This window comes from Roseovarius atlanticus (assembly GCF_001441615.1).
Classification (GTDB): domain Bacteria; phylum Pseudomonadota; class Alphaproteobacteria; order Rhodobacterales; family Rhodobacteraceae; genus Roseovarius; species Roseovarius atlanticus.
On the sequence record NZ_LAXJ01000002.1, the window covers coordinates 521853 to 546298 of the forward strand.

A 24446-nucleotide genomic window follows, 5' to 3' on the forward strand; every position below is an offset into this window, starting at 1 on the left:
CCGCACCGCCACCGACAAGATCTGTGACAGGTCAATCACGGGCTAGTTATGGAACAGAGTGAATTGTTTCATTCGGTTACAAAAGACTGTAATCGAGAGCCTCTAACCAACGTCACGGATCAGGAAGGGCGCGTGATGCAGCTTGGCCCCGACAAGACGGAACTCCTTGCCCGGGCCCGCGCGGACCTTCGCATGGGGGTGCCGGTGGTGCTGCGCGACGGCGACGCGGTTGCGATTGTCGCGGCGGCGGAAACCTGCGATCCGGCCCGGCTGGCCGCGTTGCAATCGGCCGGGCTGGACCTGCACCTGGCGATTTCCGCCCGCCGCGCCGCCACGCTGAAGGCCCGTGCCTATGATGGAGATCTTGCGCGCGTCATAATTCCCAAGGAGGCGCCCCTGTCCTGGGTGCAGGCCGTTGCGGATCCCGCTGACGACCTTCGGAGCCCGATGAAGGGCCCGCTCACCTCGGCGCGTGACGGCAAGGCCGACACCCATCGCGCAGCTCTGTTACTGGTCAAGTCCGCCCGCCTTTTGCCTGCCGCGATTGTAATGACGATTCCACCCGATACGCTTGATCCCTCCCTGACCTCGCTCAACGTGGCCGACATCACCGCGCATCTGAAAGAGGCCAGTCCGATGGACAAGGTGGTCAGCGCCCGCCTGCCGCTGGAAGTGTCCGAGGCCGGGCGCTTGCACATCTGGCGCCCCGAGGACGGCGGCGAAGAGCATTACGCCATCGAGATCGGCAGCCCCGCGCGCGGCGCGCCCGTGCTGTCGCGGCTGCATTCGGCCTGCTTTACCGGCGACCTTCTGGGCAGCCTGAAATGCGATTGCGGCCCCCAGCTTCGCGCGGCCCTGGCGCAAATGGGCGCCGAGGGCGCGGGTGTGCTGCTTTACCTCAACCAGGAAGGGCGCGGCATCGGCCTTGCCAACAAGATGCGGGCCTATGCCTTGCAGGATCAGGGTTTCGACACGGTCGAGGCCAATCACCGGCTGGGCTTCGAGGATGACGAGCGCGATTTCCGCATTGGCGCCGACATCCTGCGGAGTATGGGCTTCGGCGCGGTCCGTCTGCTGACCAACAACCCAGCCAAGATCGAGATGATGAAAAGCTGCGGCATCGACGTGGTGGAACGCGTGCCGCTCAAGGTCGGCGAAGGGGCGCATAACCACGCGTACCTTGCGACCAAGGCCGCGAAATCAGGCCACCTGCTGTGACCTAATCGCGCGCGTCCGGGTCGGGCTGCCCGACCCCACGAAAGACGGGTTTCAGCGGCAGGATCCAGGCGATGCCAAGCACGATGAAGACGACCAGTTCCGTCAGGATGCCCACGTCGTACCGCATCCGCAGCCAGTCGGTCAGGTTGACCGCCACCACGATGTAAAGCGGCAGCGCGATCAGCAGGATCACCAGCGACCAGCGGCGGCGGGCTTTGTAACTCAGGGCCATGCTGTCCTCTTGCGGTCGTTCGATCTCAGTCGGCGAAGGGGTCGGTCACGAGGATCGTGTCCTCCCGCTCCGGAGAGGTGGAGAGTAGAGCGACGGGGCACTGGATCAACTCCTCGACCCGGCGCACATACTTGATCGCGTTTGCCGGCAGATCGGCCCAGCTGCGCGCGCCCTCGGTGGTCTCGGACCAGCCCTGCATTTCCTCATAGATCGGCTTGCAGCGCCACTGCTGGTCGGTCGCGGTGGGCAGATAATCCAGCTGCTTTCCGTCCAGTTCGTATCCCACACAGATCTTCAGCGTGTCGAACCCGTCCAGCACATCCAGCTTGGTCAGAGAAATGCCGTTCACGCCCGAGGTGGCACAGGTCTGGCGCACCAGCGCGGCGTCAAACCAACCGCAGCGGCGCTGACGGCCCGTGACGGTGCCGAACTCGCGCCCGCGCTCGCCCAGCCGCTGGCCGTCTGCGTCCTGCAATTCGCTTGGGAACGGCCCCTCGCCCACGCGGGTGGTATAGGCCTTGACGATCCCCAGCACATAATCGATGGCCCCCGGCCCCATACCGACGCCGGTCGCGGCCTGCCCCGCGATGACGTTCGAGGACGTCACGAACGGATAGGTCCCAAAGTCGATATCCAGCAATGCGCCCTGCGCACCCTCGAACAGGATGCGCTTGCCCGCCTTGCGCTGATCGTTCAGCACTTTCCAGACCGGCGCGGCATAGGGCAGAAGCTCCTGTGCAATCTCTTTCAGCTGCGCCACCAGCTTGTCGCGGTCCACGGGCTCGATCCCCAGCCCCTTGCGCAGCGGATCGTGGTGCTGCAACGCGCGGTCCACCCGCGCCTCCAGCGTGGCGTCGTCGGCCAGGTCCGCCACGCGGACCGAGCGGCGGCCGACCTTGTCCTCGTAGGCCGGCCCGATGCCACGGCCCGTGGTGCCGATCTTGGTGCCCTTGCTGGCGGCCTCTTCGCGCGCACGGTCAAGCTCGCCATGAATGGGCAGGATCAGCGGCGTGTTCTCGGCAATCATCAGCGTCTCGGGGGTGATTTCGACCCCTTGCTCGCGGATCGCGGCGATTTCCTTCAGCAAATGCCACGGATCCAGCACCACGCCGTTGCCGATCACGCTCAGCTTGCCGCCGCGCACCACGCCCGACGGCAGCGCGTTCAGCTTGTAGACCTTGCCGTCGATGACCAGCGTGTGGCCCGCGTTGTGCCCGCCCTGGAACCGCGCGATCACATCCGCGCGCTCGCTCAGCCAGTCAACGATCTTGCCTTTCCCCTCGTCGCCCCACTGGGCGCCGACAACGACGACATTTGCCATGAAAACCTCTCAGGCGGTGTTGGAACCCCGCGCCCGTATACCCACACCGCCAGCCTTGCGAAACCTGAATTTCGCGCACGGGCTGGACAGCCCGCCCCGGGCCGGGCACTTCTTGTTTGAACGCAAGGCAGGAGAGCGCGGATGACCGGATTTATCGTCAGATGGGCAATGGCCTTTGTCCTGCTGGCCGCGACGTTCAACCCGACCCGGTACAATTTCATCGTCTGGGCGCGGAACAACTGGGATGCGCAGATGCCGCTGACGGTGCTTTTCGCGCTGCTGCTTCTGGTGGGCTACATCATCTACCTGCGCGCCACGCTGCGCTCGATCGGGGCGTTCGGCATGGGCCTGATCCTCGCCATCGCGGCGGCCTTGGCTTGGGTGCTCGTGGACTATGGTTTCCTCGACCTCGATGATCCGACGCGGAACCTTTGGCTGGGCCTTGTCGCACTGTCGCTGGTTCTCGGCATCGGCCTCAGCTGGAGCCATGTGCGCCGCCGCCTGTCGGGCCAGTCCGACATGGACGACGTGGACGAGTAATCCTCAGTCCCCGAACGCCGCCCCCGTCCAGCCGCGCGCCTGTGTAACGGAAAAAACGGCGGGTTGCGGGGGACGCTCGAATTGCTTAGATACCGCCCATCCGAACCCGAGGGACCGCGTCTTATGGAAAATGTCATCCTGCTTGTTCACCTGCTGCTGGCGCTCGCGCTGATCGGTGTCGTGCTGTTGCAGCGCTCCGAAGGCGGCGGCCTGGGCATGGGCGGCGGTGGCGGCAACGTGTCCACCGGGCGGTCCGGCACCACGGCCCTGGGCAAGCTGACCTGGGTGCTTGGCCTGTCGATCTTTGCCACCACGCTGACCCTGACGGTCATCGCGGCGCAGAACGCGGGCGGATCCTCGGTTCTGGACCGGATCACCGACGACCGGCCCGCGGCCGAGGAAAGCAGCCCCGGCCTGGATGACAGCGGCGACGGCCTTTTGCCGCCGTCGGCAGGCGACGACGCTCCGTTGACACCCACCGCCGACTGACCCAGAAACACCACTAAGGCTTGCGGACGCGCATAGTCGCGTCACAGCATATTGCGCCTTTCATCAGAATCCTTTAAGGCTCGAGTCCCGTGGTAATGCGGTGCGCGAGGCGTCGATTCGACCGCATCTAACAGGCGTAAAACGCCGCAATCACGGGGGATTGCCAGCGCATGGCACGATATATTTTCATTACCGGCGGCGTTGTTTCCTCACTCGGCAAGGGCCTTGCATCTGCGGCACTCGGGGCACTTTTGCAGGCGCGCGGCTTTTCGGTCCGTCTGCGCAAGCTCGACCCCTACCTGAACGTCGACCCCGGCACGATGTCGCCGTTCGAGCATGGCGAGGTCTTCGTCACCGACGACGGCGCCGAAACCGACCTCGACCTTGGCCACTACGAACGCTTCACCGGCGTTCCGGCCCGCATGACGGATTCGGTCAGTTCGGGCCGCATCTATTCCAACGTGCTGGAGCGTGAACGCCGCGGCGATTATCTGGGCAAGACCATCCAGGTGGTGCCCCACGTCACCAATGAAATCAAGGATTTCATCGGCATCGGCGATGACGAGGTCGATTTCATGCTGTGCGAGATCGGCGGTACCGTGGGCGACATCGAGGGCCTGCCCTTTTTCGAGGCCATCCGCCAGTTCAGCCACGACCGCCCGCGCGGGCAGTGCATTTTCATGCATCTTACGCTTCTGCCCTATCTTGCCGCCAGCGGCGAGTTGAAGACCAAGCCGACCCAGCACAGCGTCAAGGAACTGCAATCCATCGGGATCGCGCCCGATATCCTCGTCTGCCGCTCGGAACAGCCGATCCCGGAAAAGGAACGCGAGAAGATCGCGCTATTCTGCAACGTCCGAAAGGAAGCAGTCGTAGCGGCGTATGACCTCAATTCGATCTACGAGGCGCCGCTTGCCTATCACCATGAAGGTTTGGATCAGGCCGTTCTCGATGCCTTCGACATCTCGCCTGCCCCGCGCCCCGACTTGACCATCTGGAAAGACGTCGTGGACCGCATTCACAACACCGACGGGGCGGTCAATGTCGCCATCGTCGGCAAATACACGCAGCTGGAAGACGCCTACAAGTCGATCAAGGAAGCGCTGACCCATGGCGGCATGGCCAATCGCGTGAAGGTCAACGTCGAATGGGTCGATGCCGAAGTGTTCGACCGCGAGGATGCCGCCCCGCATCTGGAAGGCTATCACGCCATTCTTGTTCCCGGCGGGTTCGGCGAGCGCGGCACCGAAGGCAAGATCAAGGCCGCGCAATTCGCCCGCGAGCGCAAGATCCCTTACCTGGGTATCTGCCTGGGGATGCAGATGGCGGTGATCGAGGCCGCGCGCAACAAGGCCGGGCTGAAGGACGCGGGCTCGGAGGAATTCGACCACGAGGCCGGCAAGAAGCGGTTCACGCCCGTCGTCTATCACCTCAAGGAATGGGTGCAGGGCAACGAGAAGGTCAAGCGCAAGGTGACCGACGACAAGGGCGGCACCATGCGCCTGGGCGCTTATGACGCCGTGCTCAAGGAAGGCTCCAAGGTGGCCGAGGTCTATGGCGGCACCGCGATCGACGAACGCCACCGCCACCGCTACGAGGTGGATATCGAGTACCGCAACAAACTGGAGGAGTGCGGACTGGTCTTTTCCGGCATGTCCCCCGACGGCCGCCTGCCAGAGATCGTCGAATGGAAGGACCACCCCTGGTTCATCGGCGTGCAGTTCCACCCCGAGCTGAAATCGAAACCGTTCAAGCCGCACCCGCTGTTCGCGGATTTCGTACGTGCCGCAGTGGAAACCTCTCGCCTGGTCTAACCCTCTATAAACAGGAACAAAGTCTGGTCATTGGAAATTTCTGACGACTGCTTTGAACCGTCTCTCATGTCGCGCCGACCTATGTCCGAGCCCCGGGATTGGCCCGGGCCGCGCATAGACATGAGGTACATTATGAAAAAGTTCTACAAATCCCTGACCGCCGCCGCCGCCCTGTCCGCGGCCCTGTCCACCACCGCCGTCGCCCAGGATGCCGAGAAATGGCAGGGCTTCTATGTCGGCGGACGGGTCAACATGCAAAACCTCGGCATCTCGGGTGTGCCCATCGGCATCGATCCAGAGATCAACGCCGGTGTCTTCGGCGGCTACAACCATGCCGTTGCCCCCAACTTCGTGCTGGGTGCCGAACTGGGCTATGACAGCAAACTGGATTACAGCGTGGCCGGCACCGGTCTGGATCTGGAAAACAACATCAGCCTGCGCGGCCGCGGCGGCTATGCCTTCGGCAACTCGCTGCTCTACGGCACGCTGGGCTATGGCTGGACGGAATGGGACGTGGCCGCGGCCGGTATCTCGGGCTCCGGTGAGGGCTTTTCCTACGGCATCGGTCTCGAAACGATGCTGAGCGAGAATATCACCACCCGGTTCGAATACACCCGCACCAACTATGACTTCTCTGGTCCCGCCTTGGGCGGCCGCAACGGCGAAGTCGACGCCTTCTCGGTCGGTGTCGCCTACAAGTTCTGATCCTTGCAAACCCAATCTGCCAGGGCGCCTGTTACCGGGCGCCCTGATGTCGTTCCCGCATGTGTCAGTACCGCAGATTCGTCAGGTCGTCGTTCGGGTCTTCCTGCGGCGGATGGAATCGCAGCATCCGGCGTGAGACACCAAGTTCGAGCACCGGACTGAAGAGATCCCGCAAAAGTGAGCGGCTTTGGTGATAGACGGCCGTCTCGGCGTTGCGGTCGAGGCGCAGCTGATTATCAAGAAGCGTCGCAACGATCCGCTCGTCCAAAATGTAACGGCCCTGCCGGCCTTCCCGACGGTCCTCGGATTGGGTCTCCAGCCATCGCAGGATGCGCGGACGATCCTCGACATCCTGGTCGGGCCAGACCAGGTAGAAGCCGGAATTCAGCCGCAGGCAGATCGAATCGAGCATCAGCGCCGCGCCGGCCAGCTCTTCGGGTATGTCGCGTTTCGGCATATAGTTGAAACGATGCGGCTGACCGTTCAGGAACACGGTCAGCGCCGTGCCAAGGTCCATGAATTTCTGGGCCATGACCCAGCCAAGAACGCGCCTCGGATCGCCGGACCAGTCGTAGTCCCGGACAAAACTGCGCGCCTGATCTTGTGAGCAGCCGCGCAGATACGCCAGCTGCTCCTCTGGCGCGGCGGTCGAACGGGTGGCAACAGGCTTTGCAACGTGACGCGGCATGGCGGACTTCACACTCGAAGATGTCATACGGATGAAGCCACTTTGACGCGCAAACTGGCCGTTAGTTTGGAGCAATTGTGTCACGTTTCCGGCCACACGCGCGGATGCGCGGATTTGCGCCTGCAATTTTGTTTTCTTGCGCGCGGGCGCTGCGCTAAACGGAACCAACCGATCTTCGATGCACGGAGCCGCCCATGCAGAAACCCTCGCTGCTACACCGTTTGTTGCACGCGTTCGACGCGCCCGAACCGCCGCCCCTGCCCGCCCCCGACGAAAAACTGGCGCTCGGCGCGCTGATGGTGCGCGTGGCGATGTCCGATCACAGCTACAAGTTTGCGGAGGTCCACCGGATCGACCTGCTGCTGCGCCGGCTTTTCGGACTCGGGCCGATCGAGGCGGCCAAGATGCGCGCCACCTCCGAGCGGCTGGAGCGGGAGGCGCCCGACACCGAGGAATTCGGCGACATCCTTCGCAAGACCGTCAGCTTTGCCGCACGCGTCGATGCGCTCGAGGCATTGTGGGAAGTGACGCTTGCCGATGGCGTGCGCCACGACGAGGAACTGGAAGTGCTGGAAGACGTGCGCCGCACGCTGGGACTTTCGCCCGAGGACAGTGAGGCCGCCCGCGCCCGCGCGGAAACCGAACTGGGCGGCAGCCAATAGCGTCCCGACGCGCAGATTCTCGTTGGCGGCGGCGGGCGGGTTGCCTATATCCCCTTCATGTTTGCTGATTTTCTGAAAAAACTCACCGACTCGACACCGGAAACCCTTCCGCAAGAGGATGCCCGGCTGGCCCTGACCGCGCTCTTGGTGCGCATTGCCCGGTCGGACGGGCATTTCGACACCGAGGAGCGGCAGCGCATCCTGGCCATTGCGCGCACCCGCTACCAGTTGTCCGAAGGCGATGCCGCGGCATTGCTGGAGCAGGCCGAACAGTTGGAAGGCGAAGCGCCCGATACCGTGCGATTTACCCGGGCCATCAAGGACGCCGTCGCCTATGACGACCGTCTGCGTGTGATCGAGGCGCTATGGCAAGTGGCGCTGGCCGATGGCGAGCGTGACGCGAGCGAGGATGCGATCATCCGCATGGCGTCGAACTTTCTTGGCGTGACAGACGTGGACAGCGCCCTTGCCCGCCAACGCCAGGAAGAAGGATGATCGCCAGCCTGCCGATGTATGACCGGCTCGAACTGAGGGCTGCGACCGACAGTTTCTGGCAGGCGATACGACAGGCTCTTGGACACGGTCCCGATCCATTGACGCGCGAAGGCGATTCCTGGGATCAATGGGAATCGCCGGACCTCTTACTGTCTCAGACCTGCGGCTATCCCTACCGCGCCCGCCTGCATGGCAAGGTTCAAATTGTCGGCACGCCGGATTACGGGTTGGAGGGATGCGGTCCTGGCGAATACCGTTCGGTCTTCGTGGCGCGCAAGGACGATCCCCGCAACGATCCGACCGATTTTTCCGCCGCCCGCTTTGCCTATAACGAGCCGATGTCGCAAAGCGGCTGGGCGGCGCCCGGCGCCTATGCTGGGTCACGCGGCTTTGCCTTTACCGACACGCGGCGCACCGGCAGTCACATCGCCTCGGCCCGCGCCGTGGCAGAAGATCAGGCAGACCTGGCCGCGCTCGACGCGCAAAGCTGGCGGCTGATGCAGCGCTACGACACCTTCGCCGACAAGCTGCACGTCATTGCCGCGACGCCGCCCACCCCCGCGCTGCCCTTCATCACAGCCAACGGTCAGGACGCGGACGCGATTTTCGACGCCCTTCTGAGCGCATTCAAGGCCCTGCCGACCGAGACCCGCGATGCGCTTGACTTGCGCGGGATCGTGCGGATCCCGCCCGAGGCCTACCTTGCGGTAGAGACCCCGCCCCCGCCGCCCGCTTGACGCAACGGCACCTCGCCGCATTCGCCCAAAACCCGGGCAATCCGCACGAAACGGACGAAAAAACATCGTTTTGCAAGTTGCATTGGCCCAAATTTACTGCCCTATTGTCCGGTGTGACTGCCTGACCTGCAAACCGGAAGCTGCCTTTGCCTGACGAAACGCCCGTCATAGAGATCCGCAATCTGCACAAGGCCTATGGCAGCCTTGAGGTCATCAAGGGCGTGGACATCACGGCGCCGAAAGGCAGCGTGGTGTCGCTGATCGGCTCTTCGGGGTCGGGCAAATCCACCATCCTGCGCTGCGCCAACCTTCTGGAAGACAGCCAGCAGGGCGATATCCTGTTCAAGGGCGAGCCGGTGACGTGGAAAGGGTCCGGCCTGAACCGGCACCCGGCGGACGCCAAGCAGGTGCTGCGCATCCGCACGAACCTGTCGATGGTGTTCCAGCAGTTCAACCTGTGGGCGCACCTGACCATTTTGCAAAACGTGATGGAGGCGCCGGTGACCGTGCTGGGCCGCCCCAAGGACGAGGTCGAGAAAGCCGCGCGCGGCTACCTGGAAAAGGTCGGCATAGGTGACAAGTGCGATGTCTATCCCGCGCAGCTGTCGGGCGGGCAACAACAGCGCGCCGCCATTGCGCGGGCGCTCTGCATGGAGCCCGAGGCGCTCTTGTTCGACGAGCCGACATCGGCGCTCGACCCCGAACTGGAACAGGAAGTGGTGCGCGTGATCAAGGATCTGGCCGCCGAAGGGCGCACCATGATGATCGTGACCCACGACATGAAGATGGCCCAGGACGTGTCCGACCACGTCATTTTCCTGCATCAGGGCCTGATCGAAGAAGAAGGCGATCCGAAGACACTTTTCGGGTCCCCCAAATCCGAGCGGCTGCGTCAGTTTCTAAGCTCGACGATGGCCGCCTGAACCAAAAGAACCAAGCAAGGGAGACACTTATGAAAAAGCTAGTTCTTTCCACACTTGCCGCGGCGCTTGCCGGCGGCATGGCGATGGCCCAGGACAAGACGATCCGTCTGGGCACCGAGGGCGCCTATGCGCCGTGGAATTTCGTCAACGATGCCGGCGAGATCGACGGCTTCGAGCGCGAGCTGGGCGACGAGCTGTGCGCGCGCGCCGAGCTGACCTGCGAATGGGTCAAGAACGACTGGGATTCGATAATACCCAACCTGGTGGGCGGCAACTATGACGTCATCATCGCGGGCATGTCGATCACCGACGAGCGCGACGAGGTCATCGACTTTACCCAGAACTACACGCCGCCCGATCCGTCGGCCTATGCCGGCATGTCCGAAGACGTCGATGTGGCCGGCGGCGTCATCGCCGCGCAGACCGGTACGATCCAAGCCGGTTACGTGGCCGAATCCGGTGCAACACTGGTCGAGTTTGCCACGCCCGAGGAAACCATCGCCGCCGTCAAGAATGGCGAGGCGGACGCGGTTCTGGCCGACAAGTCCTTCCTTGCCCCGATCGTGGCCGAGGATGCGGACATGATGTTCGTGGGCGAAGATGTTCCGCTGGGCGGTGGCGTCGGCATGGGTGTCCGCGAATCCGACACCGAGCTGAAAGAGACGTTCGACGCCGCCATCCAGTCGATGAAGGACGATGGCAGCCTGAACGAGCTGATCAAGAAATGGGAAGTCGCCTCGACTTTCGAATAAGCTGACTCTGCCGCGCCCCGGGCATTCCGGGGCGCGCGCTTTGGGCCTGACGGGGACACATGGCCGACACCACGCGCATCTTCACGCCGGGCGTATCGCGCTGGCCTTCGCCCTTGGGCCGGGCCGCGGAGCTATGCAATGTTTGAGTTCTGCTCCGATCCTTCGGTCCTTGGCGATTTTCAGTGGCTGGCCTGCTACCTGACGACCGCCAAACACGCCAATCTTTACTTCGCCGTCGGCCTTGTGCTGGTCCTCTTGGCCATAACCGCACCGACCGCGCTGGCCTTCGGCTTTGGCGCCGCAACCGCGGCACGGTCGAAATTCCGGCCGCTGGCCTGGCTGGCGCATGGCTACATCAACCTTGTGCGCGGCGTGCCCGACACGGCCTTTTTCCTTTTCTTCGTCATCGCGCTGGACCAGGCGTTCGAATGGATCCGGCACAAGATCAAATGCCCGGACTGGGACCAGCCCATCCGGCAGGGCAACGACTTCATCGTGTGCCAGGCAGCCAAGCTGCCCTTGGGCGAGGCGGACCAGTGGGTGCACGAAATCTACGGCTTTTTCATCGCCGTCCTGACCTTTGCGCTGGTCTTCGGCGCCTTTGCCGGAAACGTGCTTTACGGCGCGATGCGCACTGTGCCCCGCGGCCAGATCGAAACCGCCGAGGCCTATGGCATGACCCCGCGCCAAAGCTTCTGGCGCATCCTCGTGCCGCAGATGTGGGTCTATGCCCTGCCCGGGCTCAGTAATATCTGGATGGTGCTGACCAAGGCGACCCCGCTGCTGTTTCTTCTGGGCGTCGAGGATATCGTTTATTGGGCGCGGGAGCTGGCGGGCACTGCGCTGCCGAAGTTCACCGACTATCCCCACGGCGACTGGCGCATGTGGTATTTCCTGGCGCTGCTGGTCTTTTACCTTGGCCTGACGCGGGTGTCCGAAATCGTGCTCGACCGGCTGATGATCAAGCTGTCGCATGGGCAGGCCACCACCGGCGGCGAAGCCCTGCGCAAGGCGGCGGCGTGATGAGCTGCTGGCAGACGATTCAGGATTACGCGCTGCGGTCCATCGGGCTGGGCGAGCGCCTGTTGCCGCGTGAGGATTTCACGCTGTGCCAGCAGGTCACGCTGATCGGCTCGGGCATGATCTGGAATGTCTATTTTGGCGTGCTGGCGATCATCTTCGGCTTCGGCCTCGCCACGGTGGTGGCCGTCGGCAAGGCCTCGCCCAACCGCCTGCTGCAAAAGCCCTCGGCGTGGTTCATCTACATCTTCCGGGGCTCGCCTCTCTTCATCCAGTTCTTTTTCGCCTACGCAGTCTTTCTGAACCTCAAGTCGGTCTATCCGATCTTCGACGCGTTCACAGCCGCCTGGCTGGGTGCGTTGATCGTCCTGTTCCTCAACACCGCCGCCTATTCTGGCGAGATCTTCTACGGTGCCCTGCGCTCGATCCCCAAGGGCGAGGTCGAGGCGGCGGATGCCTACGGGTTCTCGGGCTTCACCCGGTTCCGGCGGATCATCTGGCCCACCATGTTGCGGCTGGCCTGGCCCGCCTATACCAACGAGGCGATCTTTCTCTTCCATGCCACCACGTTGGTCTTCTTCTCGGCCTTTCCGGCGTGGCAGCAACGAGGCGACGCGCTCTATTACGCGAACTACTTTGCCGATAAGACCTTCAACCCTTTCGTGCCCTACCCGATCCTTGCGGGGTATTTCATCCTGCTGACATTGGTCGTGATCTCGATCTTCGGGCTGGTGAACCGGCGGCTGAACCGTCACCTGCCGCAGGAACGCCGCGCCCGGATGCGGTTTCGCCCGAACATCATTCGCTGATAGGTCCGCCGCTGCCTTAGGCTTGGTCGTCGTCCTGCGCGCGGGCCTTCATGTCCCGCATCGCCCGGTCCCATTGGCGCGGCGCCAGCAACTTGCGAAAGGCACGCTCCAGTTCAGCCGTGCCGTTGCGCGCGTACCAGCGCCCGTGCGCGATGATCACGCGCCGCGCGCCCCAACCGACGATGGTCTCGATGTCCTCGGCAAACGCCTGTTTGTCGCGAAAGGTCCAGCGGATCAGGGGCGGCGTCTTGCCATCGGTTTCGTCGATCCCGTTCAGCCACACGAAAGGCCGGCACCGCGCGGGCAGCGTGGCGGTCTCGAACGCCTCGATCAGGTCGGTCAGGATTGTCGTGGCGGAGCCCTTGTGAAAGAACGCGATTTCTTTGTGCGTCCGGCTGCCGCGCACCAGTATCTGGGCGATCTGACCGTCCCACGGCACCTCTGCCTCCCGGGGCTGCAATTCCTGCCCGTCCGGCAAGCCGACCCCGTGCGTTGCCGCACGTTCCGGCGTACCAGGCGCCATCCAGAGTTGCGCTTCTGGAAAGGCCGCGGCCCATTCGGGAATGTGCAGAAAGTGAAACTGGTTCGGCGCAACGAGGTGGCGCACCGGCCCCAGCACCGCCAGGGCCTCCTGCAAATCGTGGGTAAGCGGGGTTGGAGAATGCACCCAGAGGTCGCCGTTCTCCAGCCGGATCACGGTGGCGCGGGTGGGAAAGGGAAACCCCATCACCGTCACGGGCGCACCGTCGATGATCCAAATGCTGTCGGCCACGGGTTTGAGCACATTCAGCGGCTCGTACCCCGTGGCCGTCACGCGTCTTACTCCGTGACCGTAACGGATACCATGCGGTCCGGCTCGCCGATGACGGCGCCGTTGGGGCCTTCGCCCCGCTTGATGTCATCCAGCACGTCCAGCCCTTCGGTCACGCGGCCCACGACGGTGTATTCCCCGTCGAGGAACGGGCCCGGCGCGAACATGATGAAGAACTGGCTGTTGGCGCTGTCAGGGCTCTGGCTGCGGGCCATGCCGACGACACCCCGGTCAAAGGTGATGTCGGAGAATTCGGCGGCCAGATCGGGACGGTCGCTGCCGCCGCGCCCGGCCATGGACATGTCGCCGCCCATCTTGCCGAATTCGACGTCGCCGGTCTGGGCCATGAAGCCGTCGATCACGCGGTGAAAGACCACGTTGTCATAGGCGCCTTTGCGGGCCAGTTCGGTTATCTGTTCGACATGACCGGGGGCCACGTCCTCCAGCAGGTCTACTTTGATTGTGCCGTTGGCCTCGCCCGCGACCTCGATTTCAAGGCCGGTGGCCAGCGCCGGTGCGGCCAGAAGGGTGAAGAAAGCAGAGAGTTTAAGCATCGGCGGCCACCTTTACGCTGATCATCCGGTCGGGGCTTGCGGGCGGCTCGCCGCGCGTGATGGCATCGACATGCTCCATCCCGTCGATCACGCGGCCATAGACCGTGTATTGACGGTTGAGGAAGTGGTTGTCCGAGAAGTTGATGAAGAACTGGCTGTTGGCACTGTCGGGGTTCTGGCTGCGCGCCGCACCCAGTGTGCCACGATCATGCGGAACGCCCGAAAACTCGGCCTTGAGATTGGGCAGGTCGCTGCCGCCGGTGCCGGCCATACGCAGGTTGAAATCGTTTTCCATGTTTCCGTTGGCCACGTCGCCCGTTTGCGCCATGAAGCCGTCGATCACACGGTGAAAGGCCACGTTGTCATACTGGCCCGAGCGCGCCAGCTCTTTCATGCGTTCGCAATGGCCCGGGGCCACGTCGGGCAGCAGCTCGATCGTAACGGTGCCGTCTTTCAGCTCCATCAGGATCGTGTTCTCGGGGTCTTTGATCTCGGCCATCCGGGGCCTCCTTGTTGACTTGGGCTGAGCCATACCTAGGCGCTTGACCCGGGATTGCCAAGCCAGAGCTTGACGCCCTTGCAAGGTCGCGCCAAAAGGCCTGCGACTGCCACCCAAGAGGAATGTACGCGATGGCCTGGAAGACGCTTGATGACATGGACCTCGATGGCAAGACCGTGCTGACACGGGTGGATATCAACGTGCCGGTCGAGAACGGACGCGTCACCGACGCCACGCGGCTGGAACGCATCAAGCCCACCATCGATGCCATCCTCGCAGCGGGCGGCAAGCCGCTCTTGCTGGCGCATTTCGGGCGTCCCAAGGGTAAGGTTGTCGACGCGATGTCACTGCGCCAGGTGGTGCCCGCCTTGCAACAGGCGACGGGGCATACCGTGCAGTTCATCGAAACGCTGGAAGGCGCCGAAGAGCCCACCGCCGAGGCCAAGGCGGCCGAGGTTCTGCTTTTGGAAAACATCCGCTTTCACCCGGGCGAAGAGGCCAACGACGCCGAGTTTGCCGCGCGGCTTGCCGGTCTTGGCGATGTCTATTGCAACGACGCCTTTTCCGCCGCGCACCGCGCCCATGCCTCGACCGAGGCGCTGGCCCGTCACCTGCCCGCCTGCGCCGGGCGGCTGATGCAGGCGGAACTGTCGGCGTTGGAAGCGGCGCTTGCCACGCCCGAGCGGCCCGTGGTGGCCGTGGTAGGCGGTTCCAAGGTCTCGTCCAAGCTGGACCTGCTGGGCAACCTGGTCGAGAAGGTGGACAAGCTGGTGATCGGCGGCGGCATGGCCAACACGTTCCTGGCGGCGCAGGGGCTCAGCGTCGGCAAATCGCTGTGCGAGCACGACATGGCCGACACCGCGCGCCAGATCATGGTCAAGGCCGGTGGCGCGGGCTGTGAAATCCTGCTGCCGGCCGATGTCGTGGTGGCCGAGGAGTTCCGGGCGGGAGCCGCGCACCGGACCGTTCCGGCCCATGCCTGCCCGGACGATGCGATGATCCTGGATGCCGGGCCGCAGGCCGTCGCGCGGATCACCGCCGCGCTTGATACCGCACGGACTCTCATCTGGAATGGCCCGCTGGGCGCCTTCGAGATCGAGCCGTTCGACGCGGCCACCAACGCCGCAGCGGGCCATGCCGCCAAGCGCAGCCGCGACGGCCATCTGACCTCGGTCGCAGGGGGCGGTGACACCGTGGCGGCCCTCAACCAGGCGGGCGCGGCAGAGGATTTCACCTATATCTCGACCGCCGGTGGCGCGTTCCTGGAATGGATGGAAGGCAAGACGCTGCCGGGTGTGGCGGCGTTGGGCGGCTGAGAGCATCCCTGCCGCATCACGGGTGCGAAGATCGCTTTTCCAAGGTATGGAAAACCGGACTGTGGTATCGAATGAGGCAGGCCTAGCCTGACCCAGCACGATTTTACCCGGGGAGAGCCCATCATGCGCCGTTTCACACCTGCCATCGCCGCCGTCCTTTGCCTTGGCCTTGCTACGCCGGGCGGCGCAGAGGGCGACCCGAAGCCAAGCCTGCTTGACCTTGTCACCGTCGACGGTATCGCCGAAAGCCTGGCCAGCGTCGCCATATCGGCCCTGCGAACGCAAATGGAGGTCGAGTACGAGCATCTGCAGACCGATATCCTGCGTGGGACCGTGGCCCTGACCGGGGTGACCCTGCGCCCGCAGCTGCCGCACGACCGCGCCCGACAATGCGAGATCACGGTGCAGCGCATCAGCGTCGACCTGGGTCAGCCGGCGGCGGCTTTCGGGGTGGCGACGATTTCGACAACGATGGTCGGGGCCAATGCCGCGATTGCCTGCGTGCCGCGCGATGTGGGGCTTGGCCTGCGCTCGGCCGGGTACAACGCGATCGAGGTGGATCGCATGACCTACGAGGCCGAGTACGTGCACAGCACCGGCGAGATCCGCGTCAACGGCTCGGCGGCGGTGAACGACCTTGCGGTCCTTGACCTCGAGGCGGCCGGCGCGATCCTGCCGCGGCTGGACCAGTTCGGCCTGCCCGGCGATCCTGCGATCCGCGTGCGGCGCGCCGTCGTGGGCCTGCAGGATCAGGGCGGGTGGGAGCGGCTGTCGTCGCTTATCCCGGAAAACCTGCGCCAGCCCGAGGTGATCCAGGGACTTGGCACCGAGGAACTGACCAACATGCTGAGCAACAACGGCACCCGCGCCCTGACCGCGACCGAGCGGCGGTTCATCGACGACCTGATGGAGCATGTGGCGGGCTTCGTGCGCGAACCCGGCGAGATCACGATCGAGGCGCAATTGCCCGAGGCCGGCATCGTGCTGGAACCCGAGATATACGAAAGGCTTGAGGAGTTGTTGCAGGCGCTGGCGCCCGATGCGCGCATTGCACCGCTGGCGCAGTCCGAATTGCTGGACGCAGGCATTCTGGCGCGGCTGGACAGCGGCGACGTCAGCGCGGCCGAGCGGCTGACGGTTGCGCGCGCGCTTCTGACCGGCAGCGGCGTGCCCCGCGCCGAGGCACTGGTGCCCGACATCCTGTCGCCGCTTGTCGAGGACGGTGGGACGCAGGCCGCCGAGGCCGCGCTGCTGACCGCGCAGGCGCAGGCCGGGACCGATCCGGCGGCGGCCTATCAGAACACGCTGACCGCGTCCGCGGGGCGCCAGCCCGGGGCGATCGCCATGCTGGACCGGCTGGAAGAACGGCTGACCACGATAGAAGTCATCGCGGCGCAGGACGCGCATCTTCAGGCGCAAGGCGCTGGCACCGACCTGCCCCCGGGCGACGATATTCGCGCGGTGCGGGCGCAGGCGCTGGCGTATTTCACCGGGCTGGGCGCACCGCGGTCTTACAGGCAGGCCTACTACTTTGCCCTGATCGCCGAGGCGGCGGGCGATATCGGTGCCCGTCCCTTGCGCGAGGATATCGAGAACCGTTTCGAGAATCGCGGCGCGGCCGTTCGCGCGGCGTGGGCCGCCCTAAGGTCCGAAATCCAGACCCGCGCCCTGACAGATTGGATCCAGCGCGACCTCGCGGCGCGGTATCGCAAGGGGGGCTGAGGCGCAGCCCCCCATTTGACGCCCATCCTGCGGGCAATCCGCGCAGGCAGATACGTCCGAGCGCAGCTTAAAGCCACCGAGCATTGCGCGGCGCGCGGGCCTCACGTATGACACGGGAAAATCGTAATTACCGGCAAGAGGGATGGCATGTCGAAGGCTGAACAAACGGAGCAGGTGCGCGCGGGGCAAGGGTTTATCGCGGCGCTGGACCAGTCGGGCGGATCGACCCCAAAGGCCCTGCGGCTTTACGGGATCGAGGAAGACGCCTACGGCTCGGACGAGGAGATGTTCGACCTTGTCCACGACATGCGAACCCGCATCGCACAGGCGCCGGCCTTTACCGGCGACAAGGTGCTGGGCGCGATCCTGTTCGAGATGACCATGGACCGCGAGATGGGCGGCAAGCCCTCGGCGCAGTATCTGTGGGAAGAGCGTCGCGTGGTGCCTTTTCTGAAGGTGGACAAGGGCTTGGCGGACGAAGCGGACGGCGTTCAGCTGATGAAGCCGATCCCCGATCTGGATAGCCTGCTGGGACGGGCCAATGACGCGGGCATCTTCGGCACCAAGATGCGGTCGGTGATCAACGCGGCCTCGCAATCGGGAATTGCCGCTGTCGTGGATCAGCAGTTCGAGATCGGCAACATCATCCTCGATCACGGGCTTGTGCCGATCATCGAGCCAGAGGTCACGATCTCGATTCAAGACAAGGCCGAGGCCGAGACGATCCTGTGCGACGAGATCGCCAAGCATCTAGACACCCTGCCCGAGGGACGCGAAGTGATGCTGAAGCTGACGCTGCCCGAGACGGCCAACCATTACAAGCCGCTGGTCGATCACCCGCGCGTGCTGCGCGTGGTGGCGCTTTCGGGCGGGTATTCCCGTGACGAGGCCAATGACCGGCTGTCGAAGAACACCGGCATGATCGCCAGTTTCTCGCGCGCGTTGACCGAAGGGTTGTCGGCGCAGCAGTCGGATGCGGAGTTCAACGACACGATCGCGGCGTCGATCGACAGTATTCACCGGGCGTCCGTTTCCGGTTAACGCTCTGACATAAAACGTTTTTACCCGAAGAATCCGGGCTGTCGAATGTATCTGGCCCCCGGCAGTCTTTCTGGGTAAAGAGATCCCTCATGGACCTTTCGACATACCAGACCTTTCGCGTGGCGGCGTGCGACCTCAATGGGCGTATGCGCGGCAAGCGCGTGCCGGGCGACTATGCCACCAAGCTGGACAAGGGCGCGATCCGGATGCCCATCTCGGCGCTCAACCTCGATATCTTCGGGGCCGATATCGAAGACAGCCCGCTGGTGTTCGAGACCGGAGACGCCGATGGCATCCTTCTGCCCACCGGGCGCGGTGCCCTGCCCCTGCCCTGGCTGGAAACCGAGCAGCCGCTGGTACCCATGGCCATGTATCACGAGGATGGCCGTCCCTTTGAGGGCGACCCGCGCCATGCCCTGGACGCCGTACTGGCGCGCTATGCCGAGCGGGGATGGCGCGTGGTGGCCGCGACCGAGCTGGAATTCACCCTGGTCGATGACAGCGACGATACGCTCAGCCCGGTTAAGAATCCCCTAACGGGGCGCGAGATCGGATCGGAAGAGATCCTGTCTATGGCGCAGCTGGACCTTTTTGATCCTTTCCTGTCAGAGCTTTACGACGCCTGCGCCGCCATGGGCATCCCCGCGCAGACCATGACCAGCGAAAGCGGCGTAGGGCAGTTCGAGATCACGCTGAACCACCAGGATGCGATGCGGGCCGCCGACGACACCTGGTTGTTCAAGCGGCTCATTCGCAATCTGGCGCGCACGCACGGTTTTGCGGCGACCTTCATGGCCAAGCCCTTTGCCGACGACGCGGGCAACGGGATGCACCTGCATTTCTCGGTCTGGGACGAGGACGGCAAGAACGTTTTCGATAATGGCGGGGACGAGGGAACCTCCCTTTTGAAACAGGCGGTTGCGGGCTGTATTTCAGCCATGCGGGAAAGCACGCTTCTGTTCGCGCCCCATGCCAACAGCTATGACCGGCTGGTGCCGGGGGCCCATGCGCCGACGGGGGTGGCCTGGGCCTATGAAAACCGCACGGCGGCCATTCGCGTGCCGGGCGGCAGCCCCAAGGCGCGGCGGATCGAGCACCGGGTGGCGGGGGGCGACACCAACCCTTACCTGACCTTTGCGGGTGTCATGGGGGCTGCGCTGACAGGCATCGAGGACGGGTTGGAGCCGCCCGAGCCGATCACGGGAAATGCCTATGATCTCAACCTCTTGCAGCTGTGCGAAGACTGGGAGAGCGCGATTGACCTGTTCGAGACCGCGCCGATCCTCGCCCGTGTGTTCGACCCAATGCTGATCCAGAACCTGGTGATGACCAAGCGGCAGGAACTGGCGCTTTTCGCCGAGATCGACCCGGCGGAGCACTGGAAAATCTACCTCGAGACGGTCTGAGCGAGTCGAAGATTAACGTCGCAAACCCACGTCGGTATTGCGTCGGTATCCGGGTGGCATCGCGTCGGTATTTTCGTCAGACCGAAATCGTTACGATACCGGACGCGCAGACCCCGTGGCGTGGGCGCTGGAAATGGCTTAGAACGGCCTTGAACGGGCCGAATGGCTCGGCTAGCGTAAATTTGATCAAATTTCTGGTGTGACATGAAAATCGGCATCCTGATGACCGGACACGCCCTGCCCGACCTGATCGAGAGCACGGGCGACTACGACGCGATGTTCGCCGACCTGCTAGGGCGCGACGGCTTTACCTTCGAGCGGTATGACGTGGTGGACGAGGTCTATCCCGACAGCCCCGATGACGCCGATGGCTGGCTGATCACCGGATCGAAACATGGCGCTTACGAGGATCATCCGTGGATCAAGCCGCTGGAGACGTTCATCCGCGACATCCGCGATGCGGGCAAGCCGCTGATCGGAGTGTGCTTTGGTCACCAGATCATCGCGCAGGCCCTGGGCGGCAAGGTGGTGAAATTTCCCGGCGGCTGGTCGGTGGGGCGCACCGAGTACGAGATCGACGGCACGCCGATGACCATGCACGCCTGGCACCAGGACCAGGTGGTCGAGCTGCCCGAGGGCGCCGAGGTGATCGGGCGTTCGGAGTTCTGCGAGAACGCGGCGCTGATGATCGGGGACACGATCCTGACGATCCAGCCGCACCCGGAATTCACCGCGCATGTGTTGCAGACCATCATCGACCAGCGCGGCGCGGGCGTGGTGCCCGACGACCAGCTGGCCCGGGCCACTGCCACTGCCCAGACGCCCACGGACGCCGCCGCCTTTGCCGCGCGGATGGCGGCGCATTTCAGGAAAGGGGCCTGACATGGCCAACGATTGGACGACCGGACTGCCCGAGGCGGCGCAGGCCTATCTGGAGAACCGGCGGCTGGACGAGGTGGAGTGCATCGTCGCCGACCTGCCCGGCATCGCGCGGGGCAAGGCGGTGCCGGCGACCAAGTTCGCGCGGCAGGACTATTTCCATCTGCCCGACTCGATCTTTTACCAGACCATCACCGGGGACTGGGGCGAGGCCGCGGGGGCCGAAGGGTTCATCGAGCGAGACATGATCCTGACGCCGGACATGAGCACCGCGACGGCGGCGCCCTGGACCGGGGACTGGACGTTGCAGGTGATCCACGACGCCTATGACCGCGACCGCAAGCCGATACACTTCGCGCCGCGCAACGTGCTGAAGCGCGTGGTGCAGCAATACGAAAAGCTGGGGCTGAAGCCCGTGGTGGCGCCGGAAATGGAGTTCTTCCTGATCGCGCGGAATCTGGACCCGCGTCAGGAGATCGAGCCGATGGTGGGCCGGTCGGGCCGTCCGGCGGCGGCGCGGCAGGCCTATAGCATGACGGCGGTGGACGAGTTCGGCCCGGTGATCGACGACATCTACGATTTCGCCGAGGCGCAGGGCTTCGAGATCGACGGGATCACGCAGGAGGGCGGCGCCGGGCAGCTGGAGATCAACCTGCGGCACGGCAATCCGGTAAAGCTGGCCGACGAGGTGTTCTATTTCAAGCGGCTGATCCGCGAGGCGGCGCTGCGGCACGATTGTTTCGCCACCTTCATGGCCAAGCCCATCGCCGCCGAGCCGGGAAGTGCGATGCATATCCATCACTCGATCATCGACATGGAGACCGGCAAGAACGCGTTTTCCGGGCCGCAAGGTGGCGAGACGGACATGTTCTATCAGTTCATCGGCGGCTTGCAGGAATACATGCCGGCGGCGATCGGCGTGATGGCGCCTTATGTCAATTCCTATCGCCGCTACGTCAAGGACAATGCCGCGCCCATCAACCTGGAATGGGGGCGCGACAACCGGACGACGGGCATCCGCGTGCCCCTGTCCAAGCCCGAGGCGCGGCGGGTGGAAAACCGGATCGCGGGGATGGACTGCAACCCGTACCTTGGCATCGCGGTCAGCCTGGCCTGTGGTCTTTTGGGGATCAGGAACGAGCTGCGCGCCAAGCCGCAGTTCCGGGGCGACGCCTATGAGGGCGAGCCGGATTTCCCCGACGGGTTGGGCGCGGCGCTGGATCTGTTCGACGAGGCGACCGAACTGCACGACGTGCTGCACCCCGAGTTCGCGCGGGTCTATTCCATCGTCAAGCGCACGGAATATGCCGAGTTTCTACAGGTGATTTCCCCGTGGGAGCGCGAGCATCTCTTGATGAATGTCTAGGGCGGGGCTTGCCCTTGGTGTGATGGCCTTGGCTGTGGCGGGGCTGTGGCTGCTGCGCGACGGCCCTGCCCCGGCCCCGACACCGGCTGCCGAGGTGTCGTCCGGGATCGAGCGGCACGCCTTCCTGGAGGGGCTGCCGCTGGACGAAGGGGGCTATGCGCTGTTGCTGCACGAGCAGGTGACCGGCGACGGGCTGCGCGTGGTGCGGGATGCCGACGCGCTGAAGGCGGCGCAGGGACAAGCCTATTACACCGACAATCCGGGCGCGCAGCTGAAGCGGACGTTGCTGTCGGTCGTATTCCTGAGCCCGCCGGGAATGCCGCCGGACGGTGCCTTTGTCACGGTGCTGCAAGACAAGCAGGCCGTCGAGACGTACCGCTGTTACCGCGCTTTCTGTGCCGGGAACGAGGCTTTCGATCCGCCGCATGAGCGGGACATGGCGGGTCTGGTCGAGGCGTCGGAGCCGGTCGACCTGGTGACCGAGAATTTCGACCACCACGACGCCGCACGCGCGCGGATGTTCAAGCTGATGCAGGACCCGGACGTGGTGCTGATCGAGCCGCCGGACCTGCCGGCGCCGGGAACGATCGTCTTTCCGGCACGGGTGCGGCTGAGCCTGCCCGCGATCCTGCTGGAGGTGGACGAGAGCGGGCACCAGCCGGTGGAGCCGTTCGACGAGGCGGCGCTTGAGGCGCGGTTCATCGCCGGGTTCACCCATGCCTTTCCCGAAACCGATGCCTATCGCCTGAACCCGATGCATGTCGGGCGGCTTTACCCGTCGCAGCATGGCTGGCCCGTCGTGGGCAAAGAGATCGACGGGTACCTGCGCGACACTGATGGAGAGTTGCGCGGGCTGGGCGGGATCATGGTGATCGAACCGTCGCTGACGGTCGATCTGACCGAGCGCATCGTCGAGGCACTGCAAGCCGAGGATGCCTTTGCCGCGATGCCAGAGTTTGCGCCGCCCGAGCCGCCCTTTGTGGCGGAAAGGCTGGCGGAGATGGCCGAGGCGTATCTGGGCCATCCCTGCCCCGAGTGTTTCAAGATCGAGTTGGATGTCGCGACGGTCGACGGCATCCGGGTGGAGAGGCTCGATGCGCCCTCTTTCTTACTGAGCTATTACAGGATCTTGCCGCAATGAATCTGCTTTATTCCAACGACAAACCGGGGACGTACCCTGATAGCTGGTATGCCGCGACGACCGAGCCGCTGGCGCCGTTCGAGCCGTTGCGCGGCGAGACCCGCGCGGATGTCTGCGTGGTGGGGGCTGGGTTCACCGGGCTGTCGGCGGCGCTGCATCTGGCCGAAGCTGGCCTGGACGTGGTGCTGCTGGAGGCGCATCGCGTCGGCTTCGGCGCGTCGGGGCGCAATGGCGGGCAGTTGGGCAGCGGGCAGCGGCAAGACCAGCAGACGCTGGAAAAGATGGTGGGGCGCGACGACGCGGCCAAGCTGTGGGAGTTGGCGGAAGGGTCGAAGGACCTTGTGAAAGGGCTGGTGGCCAAGCACGGAATCGACTGTCACCTGAAGCCGGGGATCGCGCATATGTGCTTTTCCAAGGCGGAAGTGCGCGAAGAGCATGACTATGCCGATTTCCTGTTCCGTCGCTATGGCTATGACCAGATCGAGACGCTGGACCGGGACGCCGCACAGGCGCTCTGCCCCTCGCCGAAATACGTGGGCGGGTCGCTGGACATGTCGGCGGCGCATCTGCACCCGCTGGCCTTTGCCCTCGGCCTAGCGCGGGCGGCGCGGGACGCGGGCGTTAGGATATACGAGCGGGCCGAGGTGCACCGGATCGACGAGGGCGCTCCGGCGGTGGTGGCCACCGATGCGGGACGGGTGACGGCGGATCACGTGATCCTGGGCTGCAACGGATATCTCGGCGGGCTGAACCGGCAGGTTGCGGCCAAGGTGATGCCGATCAACAATTTCGTGGTGGCGACAGAGCCGCTGGGGGACGACGCGGCCAAGGTGCTGACGCGGGACGTGGCGGTGGCGGATTCGAAGTTCGTGGTGAATTACTTTCGCCTGAGCCATGACAGGCGGCTGCTGTTCGGCGGGGGCGAAAGCTATGGTTATCGGTTCCCGGACGATATCGCGGCGCTGGTGCGCAAGCCGATGACGCAGATCTTCCCGCATCTGCGGGACGTGAAGATCGACCATGCCTGGGGCGGGACCCTGGCGATCACGATGAAGCGGATGCCGTACCTGGCGCGGGTGGCGCCGAATGTCTTGTCGGCCTCGGGCTATTCGGGACACGGGGTGGGCATGGCCACGTTCTCGGGCAAGCTGATGGCCGATGCGGTGCGCGGAGAGGCCGAGGGCTTCGACACGCTGGCGCGGGTGCCGGCGCCGACTTTTCCGGGGGGCACGGCATTCCGCTCGCCCCTGCTGGTGCTGGCGATGACGTGGTACGCGACGCGCGACCGGCTGGGGGTCTGAGGCGG

General features: G+C 64.4%; 26 protein-coding genes. 20 read left to right on the forward strand and 6 right to left on the reverse strand.

Features of this window, described 5'->3' with window-relative positions:
* Positions 1-135 precede the first annotated feature (135 nt).
* Positions 136-1218, forward strand: a complete 1083-nt coding sequence (gene ribA, locus XM53_RS02875) for a GTP cyclohydrolase II (RefSeq protein ID WP_057790038.1) — start codon at positions 136-138, stop codon at positions 1216-1218.
* Position 1219: 1 nt separating this feature from the next.
* On the opposite strand, the gene XM53_RS02880 is transcribed toward ribA, so the two are convergent.
* Positions 1220-1450 (reverse strand): DUF2842 domain-containing protein, encoded by a 231-nt coding sequence (locus tag XM53_RS02880; protein ID WP_057790039.1) that lies wholly within the window; start codon positions 1448-1450, stop codon positions 1220-1222.
* A 25-nt stretch (positions 1451-1475) separates the two neighbouring features.
* On the reverse strand, positions 1476-2771 hold the full coding sequence (locus tag XM53_RS02885) for an adenylosuccinate synthase (RefSeq protein ID WP_057790041.1): 1296 nt from the start codon (positions 2769-2771) through the stop codon (positions 1476-1478).
* A 141-nt stretch (positions 2772-2912) separates the two neighbouring features.
* On the opposite strand from XM53_RS02885, the gene XM53_RS02890 reads away from it, so the two are divergent.
* From XM53_RS02890 to XM53_RS02905, 4 genes are all read left to right on the forward strand, one after another.
* Positions 2913-3311, forward strand: coding sequence for a DUF6524 family protein (locus tag XM53_RS02890; RefSeq protein ID WP_057790043.1), 399 nt, complete (start codon positions 2913-2915; stop codon positions 3309-3311).
* 123 nt (positions 3312-3434) lie between these two features.
* Positions 3435-3800: a preprotein translocase subunit SecG gene (secG, locus tag XM53_RS02895; protein ID WP_057790045.1), complete on the forward strand. Its 366-nt coding sequence runs from the start codon at positions 3435-3437 to the stop codon at positions 3798-3800.
* 170 nt (positions 3801-3970) lie between these two features.
* Positions 3971-5614 carry a CTP synthase gene (locus XM53_RS02900; protein ID WP_057790047.1) on the forward strand — a complete coding sequence of 548 codons (1644 nt, stop codon included), beginning with the start codon at positions 3971-3973 and terminating at the stop codon, positions 5612-5614.
* A 132-nt stretch (positions 5615-5746) separates the two neighbouring features.
* Positions 5747-6319 carry an outer membrane protein gene (locus XM53_RS02905; protein WP_057790049.1) on the forward strand — a complete coding sequence of 191 codons (573 nt, stop codon included), beginning with the start codon at positions 5747-5749 and terminating at the stop codon, positions 6317-6319.
* 64 nt (positions 6320-6383) lie between these two features.
* On the opposite strand, the gene XM53_RS02910 is transcribed toward XM53_RS02905, so the two are convergent.
* A complete protein-coding gene (locus XM53_RS02910) occupies positions 6384-7133 on the reverse strand; it encodes a hypothetical protein (protein WP_057790051.1) in 750 nt (249 codons plus the stop codon).
* A gap of 68 nt (positions 7134-7201) precedes the next feature.
* Between XM53_RS02910 and XM53_RS02915 the strand changes: the two genes are divergently transcribed.
* From XM53_RS02915 to XM53_RS02945, 7 genes are all read left to right on the forward strand, one after another.
* The gene (locus tag XM53_RS02915) at positions 7202-7669 is read left to right on the forward strand and encodes a tellurite resistance TerB family protein (protein WP_057790053.1); all 468 of its coding nucleotides are present in this window, start codon (positions 7202-7204) and stop codon (positions 7667-7669) included.
* A 57-nt stretch (positions 7670-7726) separates the two neighbouring features.
* Complete coding sequence (locus XM53_RS02920; protein ID WP_057790055.1) at positions 7727-8164, forward strand: tellurite resistance TerB family protein; 438 nt, start codon at positions 7727-7729, stop codon at positions 8162-8164.
* Positions 8161-8901, forward strand: coding sequence for a phosphate/phosphite/phosphonate ABC transporter substrate-binding protein (locus XM53_RS02925; RefSeq protein WP_057790057.1), 741 nt, complete (start codon positions 8161-8163; stop codon positions 8899-8901). Before XM53_RS02920 ends, XM53_RS02925 begins: the two co-directional genes overlap by 4 nt.
* A gap of 146 nt (positions 8902-9047) precedes the next feature.
* Complete coding sequence (locus XM53_RS02930) at positions 9048-9824, forward strand: ABC transporter ATP-binding protein (protein ID WP_057790060.1); 777 nt, start codon at positions 9048-9050, stop codon at positions 9822-9824.
* Positions 9825-9853: 29 nt separating this feature from the next.
* Positions 9854-10576, forward strand: coding sequence for a transporter substrate-binding domain-containing protein (locus XM53_RS02935; protein WP_057790061.1), 723 nt, complete (start codon positions 9854-9856; stop codon positions 10574-10576).
* 138 nt (positions 10577-10714) lie between these two features.
* On the forward strand, positions 10715-11599 hold the full coding sequence (locus XM53_RS02940; protein WP_057790062.1) for an ABC transporter permease: 885 nt from the start codon (positions 10715-10717) through the stop codon (positions 11597-11599).
* The gene (locus XM53_RS02945; RefSeq protein ID WP_057790063.1) at positions 11599-12405 is read left to right on the forward strand and encodes an ABC transporter permease; all 807 of its coding nucleotides are present in this window, start codon (positions 11599-11601) and stop codon (positions 12403-12405) included. The genes XM53_RS02940 and XM53_RS02945 overlap by 1 nt, the downstream gene beginning before the upstream one ends.
* Before the next feature lie 16 nt (positions 12406-12421).
* Here the strand turns inward: XM53_RS02945 and XM53_RS02950 are convergent, their stop codons facing one another.
* The 3 genes from XM53_RS02950 to XM53_RS02960 are packed head-to-tail and all read right to left on the reverse strand — an operon-like array spanning position 12422 to position 14269.
* Positions 12422-13219, reverse strand: a complete 798-nt coding sequence (locus tag XM53_RS02950; protein WP_057790064.1) for a DUF4336 domain-containing protein — start codon at positions 13217-13219, stop codon at positions 12422-12424.
* 5 nt (positions 13220-13224) lie between these two features.
* Positions 13225-13770: a peptidylprolyl isomerase gene (locus XM53_RS02955; protein WP_057790065.1), complete on the reverse strand. Its 546-nt coding sequence runs from the start codon at positions 13768-13770 to the stop codon at positions 13225-13227.
* Positions 13763-14269 (reverse strand): peptidylprolyl isomerase, encoded by a 507-nt coding sequence (locus XM53_RS02960; RefSeq protein WP_057790066.1) that lies wholly within the window; start codon positions 14267-14269, stop codon positions 13763-13765. The genes XM53_RS02955 and XM53_RS02960 overlap by 8 nt, the downstream gene beginning before the upstream one ends.
* 131 nt (positions 14270-14400) lie before the next feature.
* On the opposite strand from XM53_RS02960, the gene XM53_RS02965 reads away from it, so the two are divergent.
* The 8 genes from XM53_RS02965 (at position 14401) to XM53_RS03000 (ending at position 24441) form a co-directional block, all read left to right on the forward strand.
* Positions 14401-15585 carry a phosphoglycerate kinase gene (locus XM53_RS02965; protein ID WP_057790068.1) on the forward strand — a complete coding sequence of 395 codons (1185 nt, stop codon included), beginning with the start codon at positions 14401-14403 and terminating at the stop codon, positions 15583-15585.
* A gap of 123 nt (positions 15586-15708) precedes the next feature.
* The gene (locus tag XM53_RS02970; RefSeq protein ID WP_057790070.1) at positions 15709-17307 is read left to right on the forward strand and encodes a hypothetical protein; all 1599 of its coding nucleotides are present in this window, start codon (positions 15709-15711) and stop codon (positions 17305-17307) included.
* Positions 17308-17454: 147 nt separating this feature from the next.
* Positions 17455-18348, forward strand: a complete 894-nt coding sequence (locus XM53_RS02975) for a fructose bisphosphate aldolase (protein WP_057790072.1) — start codon at positions 17455-17457, stop codon at positions 18346-18348.
* Positions 18349-18437: 89 nt separating this feature from the next.
* A complete protein-coding gene (locus XM53_RS02980) occupies positions 18438-19754 on the forward strand; it encodes a glutamine synthetase family protein (protein WP_057790074.1) in 1317 nt (438 codons plus the stop codon).
* 204 nt (positions 19755-19958) lie between these two features.
* Complete coding sequence (locus XM53_RS02985; RefSeq protein WP_057790076.1) at positions 19959-20636, forward strand: type 1 glutamine amidotransferase; 678 nt, start codon at positions 19959-19961, stop codon at positions 20634-20636.
* 1 nt (position 20637) lies between these two features.
* A complete protein-coding gene (locus tag XM53_RS02990) occupies positions 20638-21999 on the forward strand; it encodes a glutamine synthetase family protein (RefSeq protein ID WP_057790078.1) in 1362 nt (453 codons plus the stop codon).
* A complete protein-coding gene (locus XM53_RS02995; protein ID WP_236544400.1) occupies positions 21992-23140 on the forward strand; it encodes a hypothetical protein in 1149 nt (382 codons plus the stop codon). Before XM53_RS02990 ends, XM53_RS02995 begins: the two co-directional genes overlap by 8 nt.
* Positions 23137-24441, forward strand: a complete 1305-nt coding sequence (locus XM53_RS03000; protein ID WP_057790082.1) for an NAD(P)/FAD-dependent oxidoreductase — start codon at positions 23137-23139, stop codon at positions 24439-24441. Before XM53_RS02995 ends, XM53_RS03000 begins: the two co-directional genes overlap by 4 nt.
* Positions 24442-24446: the final 5 nt, after the last annotated feature.

Excerpts from the sequence above, each read along its gene's own strand:
- XM53_RS02980 (WP_057790074.1), top strand. The coding sequence starts at position 18,438 with ATGGACCTTTCGACATACCAGACCTTTCGCGTGGCGGCGTGCGACCTC.
- XM53_RS02935 (WP_057790061.1), top strand. The coding sequence starts at position 9,854 with ATGAAAAAGCTAGTTCTTTCCACACTTGCCGCGGCGCTTGCCGGCGGC.
- XM53_RS02915 (WP_057790053.1), top strand. The coding sequence starts at position 7,202 with ATGCAGAAACCCTCGCTGCTACACCGTTTGTTGCACGCGTTCGACGCG.
- XM53_RS02995 (WP_236544400.1), top strand. The coding sequence starts at position 21,992 with ATGTCTAGGGCGGGGCTTGCCCTTGGTGTGATGGCCTTGGCTGTGGCG.
- XM53_RS02925 (WP_057790057.1), top strand. The coding sequence starts at position 8,161 with ATGATCGCCAGCCTGCCGATGTATGACCGGCTCGAACTGAGGGCTGCG.
- XM53_RS02975 (WP_057790072.1), top strand. The coding sequence starts at position 17,455 with ATGTCGAAGGCTGAACAAACGGAGCAGGTGCGCGCGGGGCAAGGGTTT.
- XM53_RS02970 (WP_057790070.1), top strand. The coding sequence starts at position 15,709 with ATGCGCCGTTTCACACCTGCCATCGCCGCCGTCCTTTGCCTTGGCCTT.
- ribA (WP_057790038.1), top strand. The coding sequence starts at position 136 with ATGCAGCTTGGCCCCGACAAGACGGAACTCCTTGCCCGGGCCCGCGCG.
- XM53_RS03000 (WP_057790082.1), top strand. The coding sequence starts at position 23,137 with ATGAATCTGCTTTATTCCAACGACAAACCGGGGACGTACCCTGATAGC.
- secG (WP_057790045.1), top strand. The coding sequence starts at position 3,435 with ATGGAAAATGTCATCCTGCTTGTTCACCTGCTGCTGGCGCTCGCGCTG.
- XM53_RS02985 (WP_057790076.1), top strand. The coding sequence starts at position 19,959 with ATGAAAATCGGCATCCTGATGACCGGACACGCCCTGCCCGACCTGATC.
- XM53_RS02880 (WP_057790039.1), bottom strand. The coding sequence starts at position 1,450 with ATGGCCCTGAGTTACAAAGCCCGCCGCCGCTGGTCGCTGGTGATCCTG.
- XM53_RS02990 (WP_057790078.1), top strand. The coding sequence starts at position 20,638 with ATGGCCAACGATTGGACGACCGGACTGCCCGAGGCGGCGCAGGCCTAT.
- XM53_RS02960 (WP_057790066.1), bottom strand. The coding sequence starts at position 14,269 with ATGGCCGAGATCAAAGACCCCGAGAACACGATCCTGATGGAGCTGAAA.
- XM53_RS02965 (WP_057790068.1), top strand. The coding sequence starts at position 14,401 with ATGGCCTGGAAGACGCTTGATGACATGGACCTCGATGGCAAGACCGTG.
- XM53_RS02945 (WP_057790063.1), top strand. The coding sequence starts at position 11,599 with ATGAGCTGCTGGCAGACGATTCAGGATTACGCGCTGCGGTCCATCGGG.
- XM53_RS02900 (WP_057790047.1), top strand. The coding sequence starts at position 3,971 with ATGGCACGATATATTTTCATTACCGGCGGCGTTGTTTCCTCACTCGGC.
- XM53_RS02905 (WP_057790049.1), top strand. The coding sequence starts at position 5,747 with ATGAAAAAGTTCTACAAATCCCTGACCGCCGCCGCCGCCCTGTCCGCG.
- XM53_RS02890 (WP_057790043.1), top strand. The coding sequence starts at position 2,913 with ATGACCGGATTTATCGTCAGATGGGCAATGGCCTTTGTCCTGCTGGCC.
- XM53_RS02885 (WP_057790041.1), bottom strand. The coding sequence starts at position 2,771 with ATGGCAAATGTCGTCGTTGTCGGCGCCCAGTGGGGCGACGAGGGGAAA.
- XM53_RS02920 (WP_057790055.1), top strand. The coding sequence starts at position 7,727 with ATGTTTGCTGATTTTCTGAAAAAACTCACCGACTCGACACCGGAAACC.
- XM53_RS02955 (WP_057790065.1), bottom strand. The coding sequence starts at position 13,770 with ATGCTTAAACTCTCTGCTTTCTTCACCCTTCTGGCCGCACCGGCGCTG.
- XM53_RS02940 (WP_057790062.1), top strand. The coding sequence starts at position 10,715 with ATGTTTGAGTTCTGCTCCGATCCTTCGGTCCTTGGCGATTTTCAGTGG.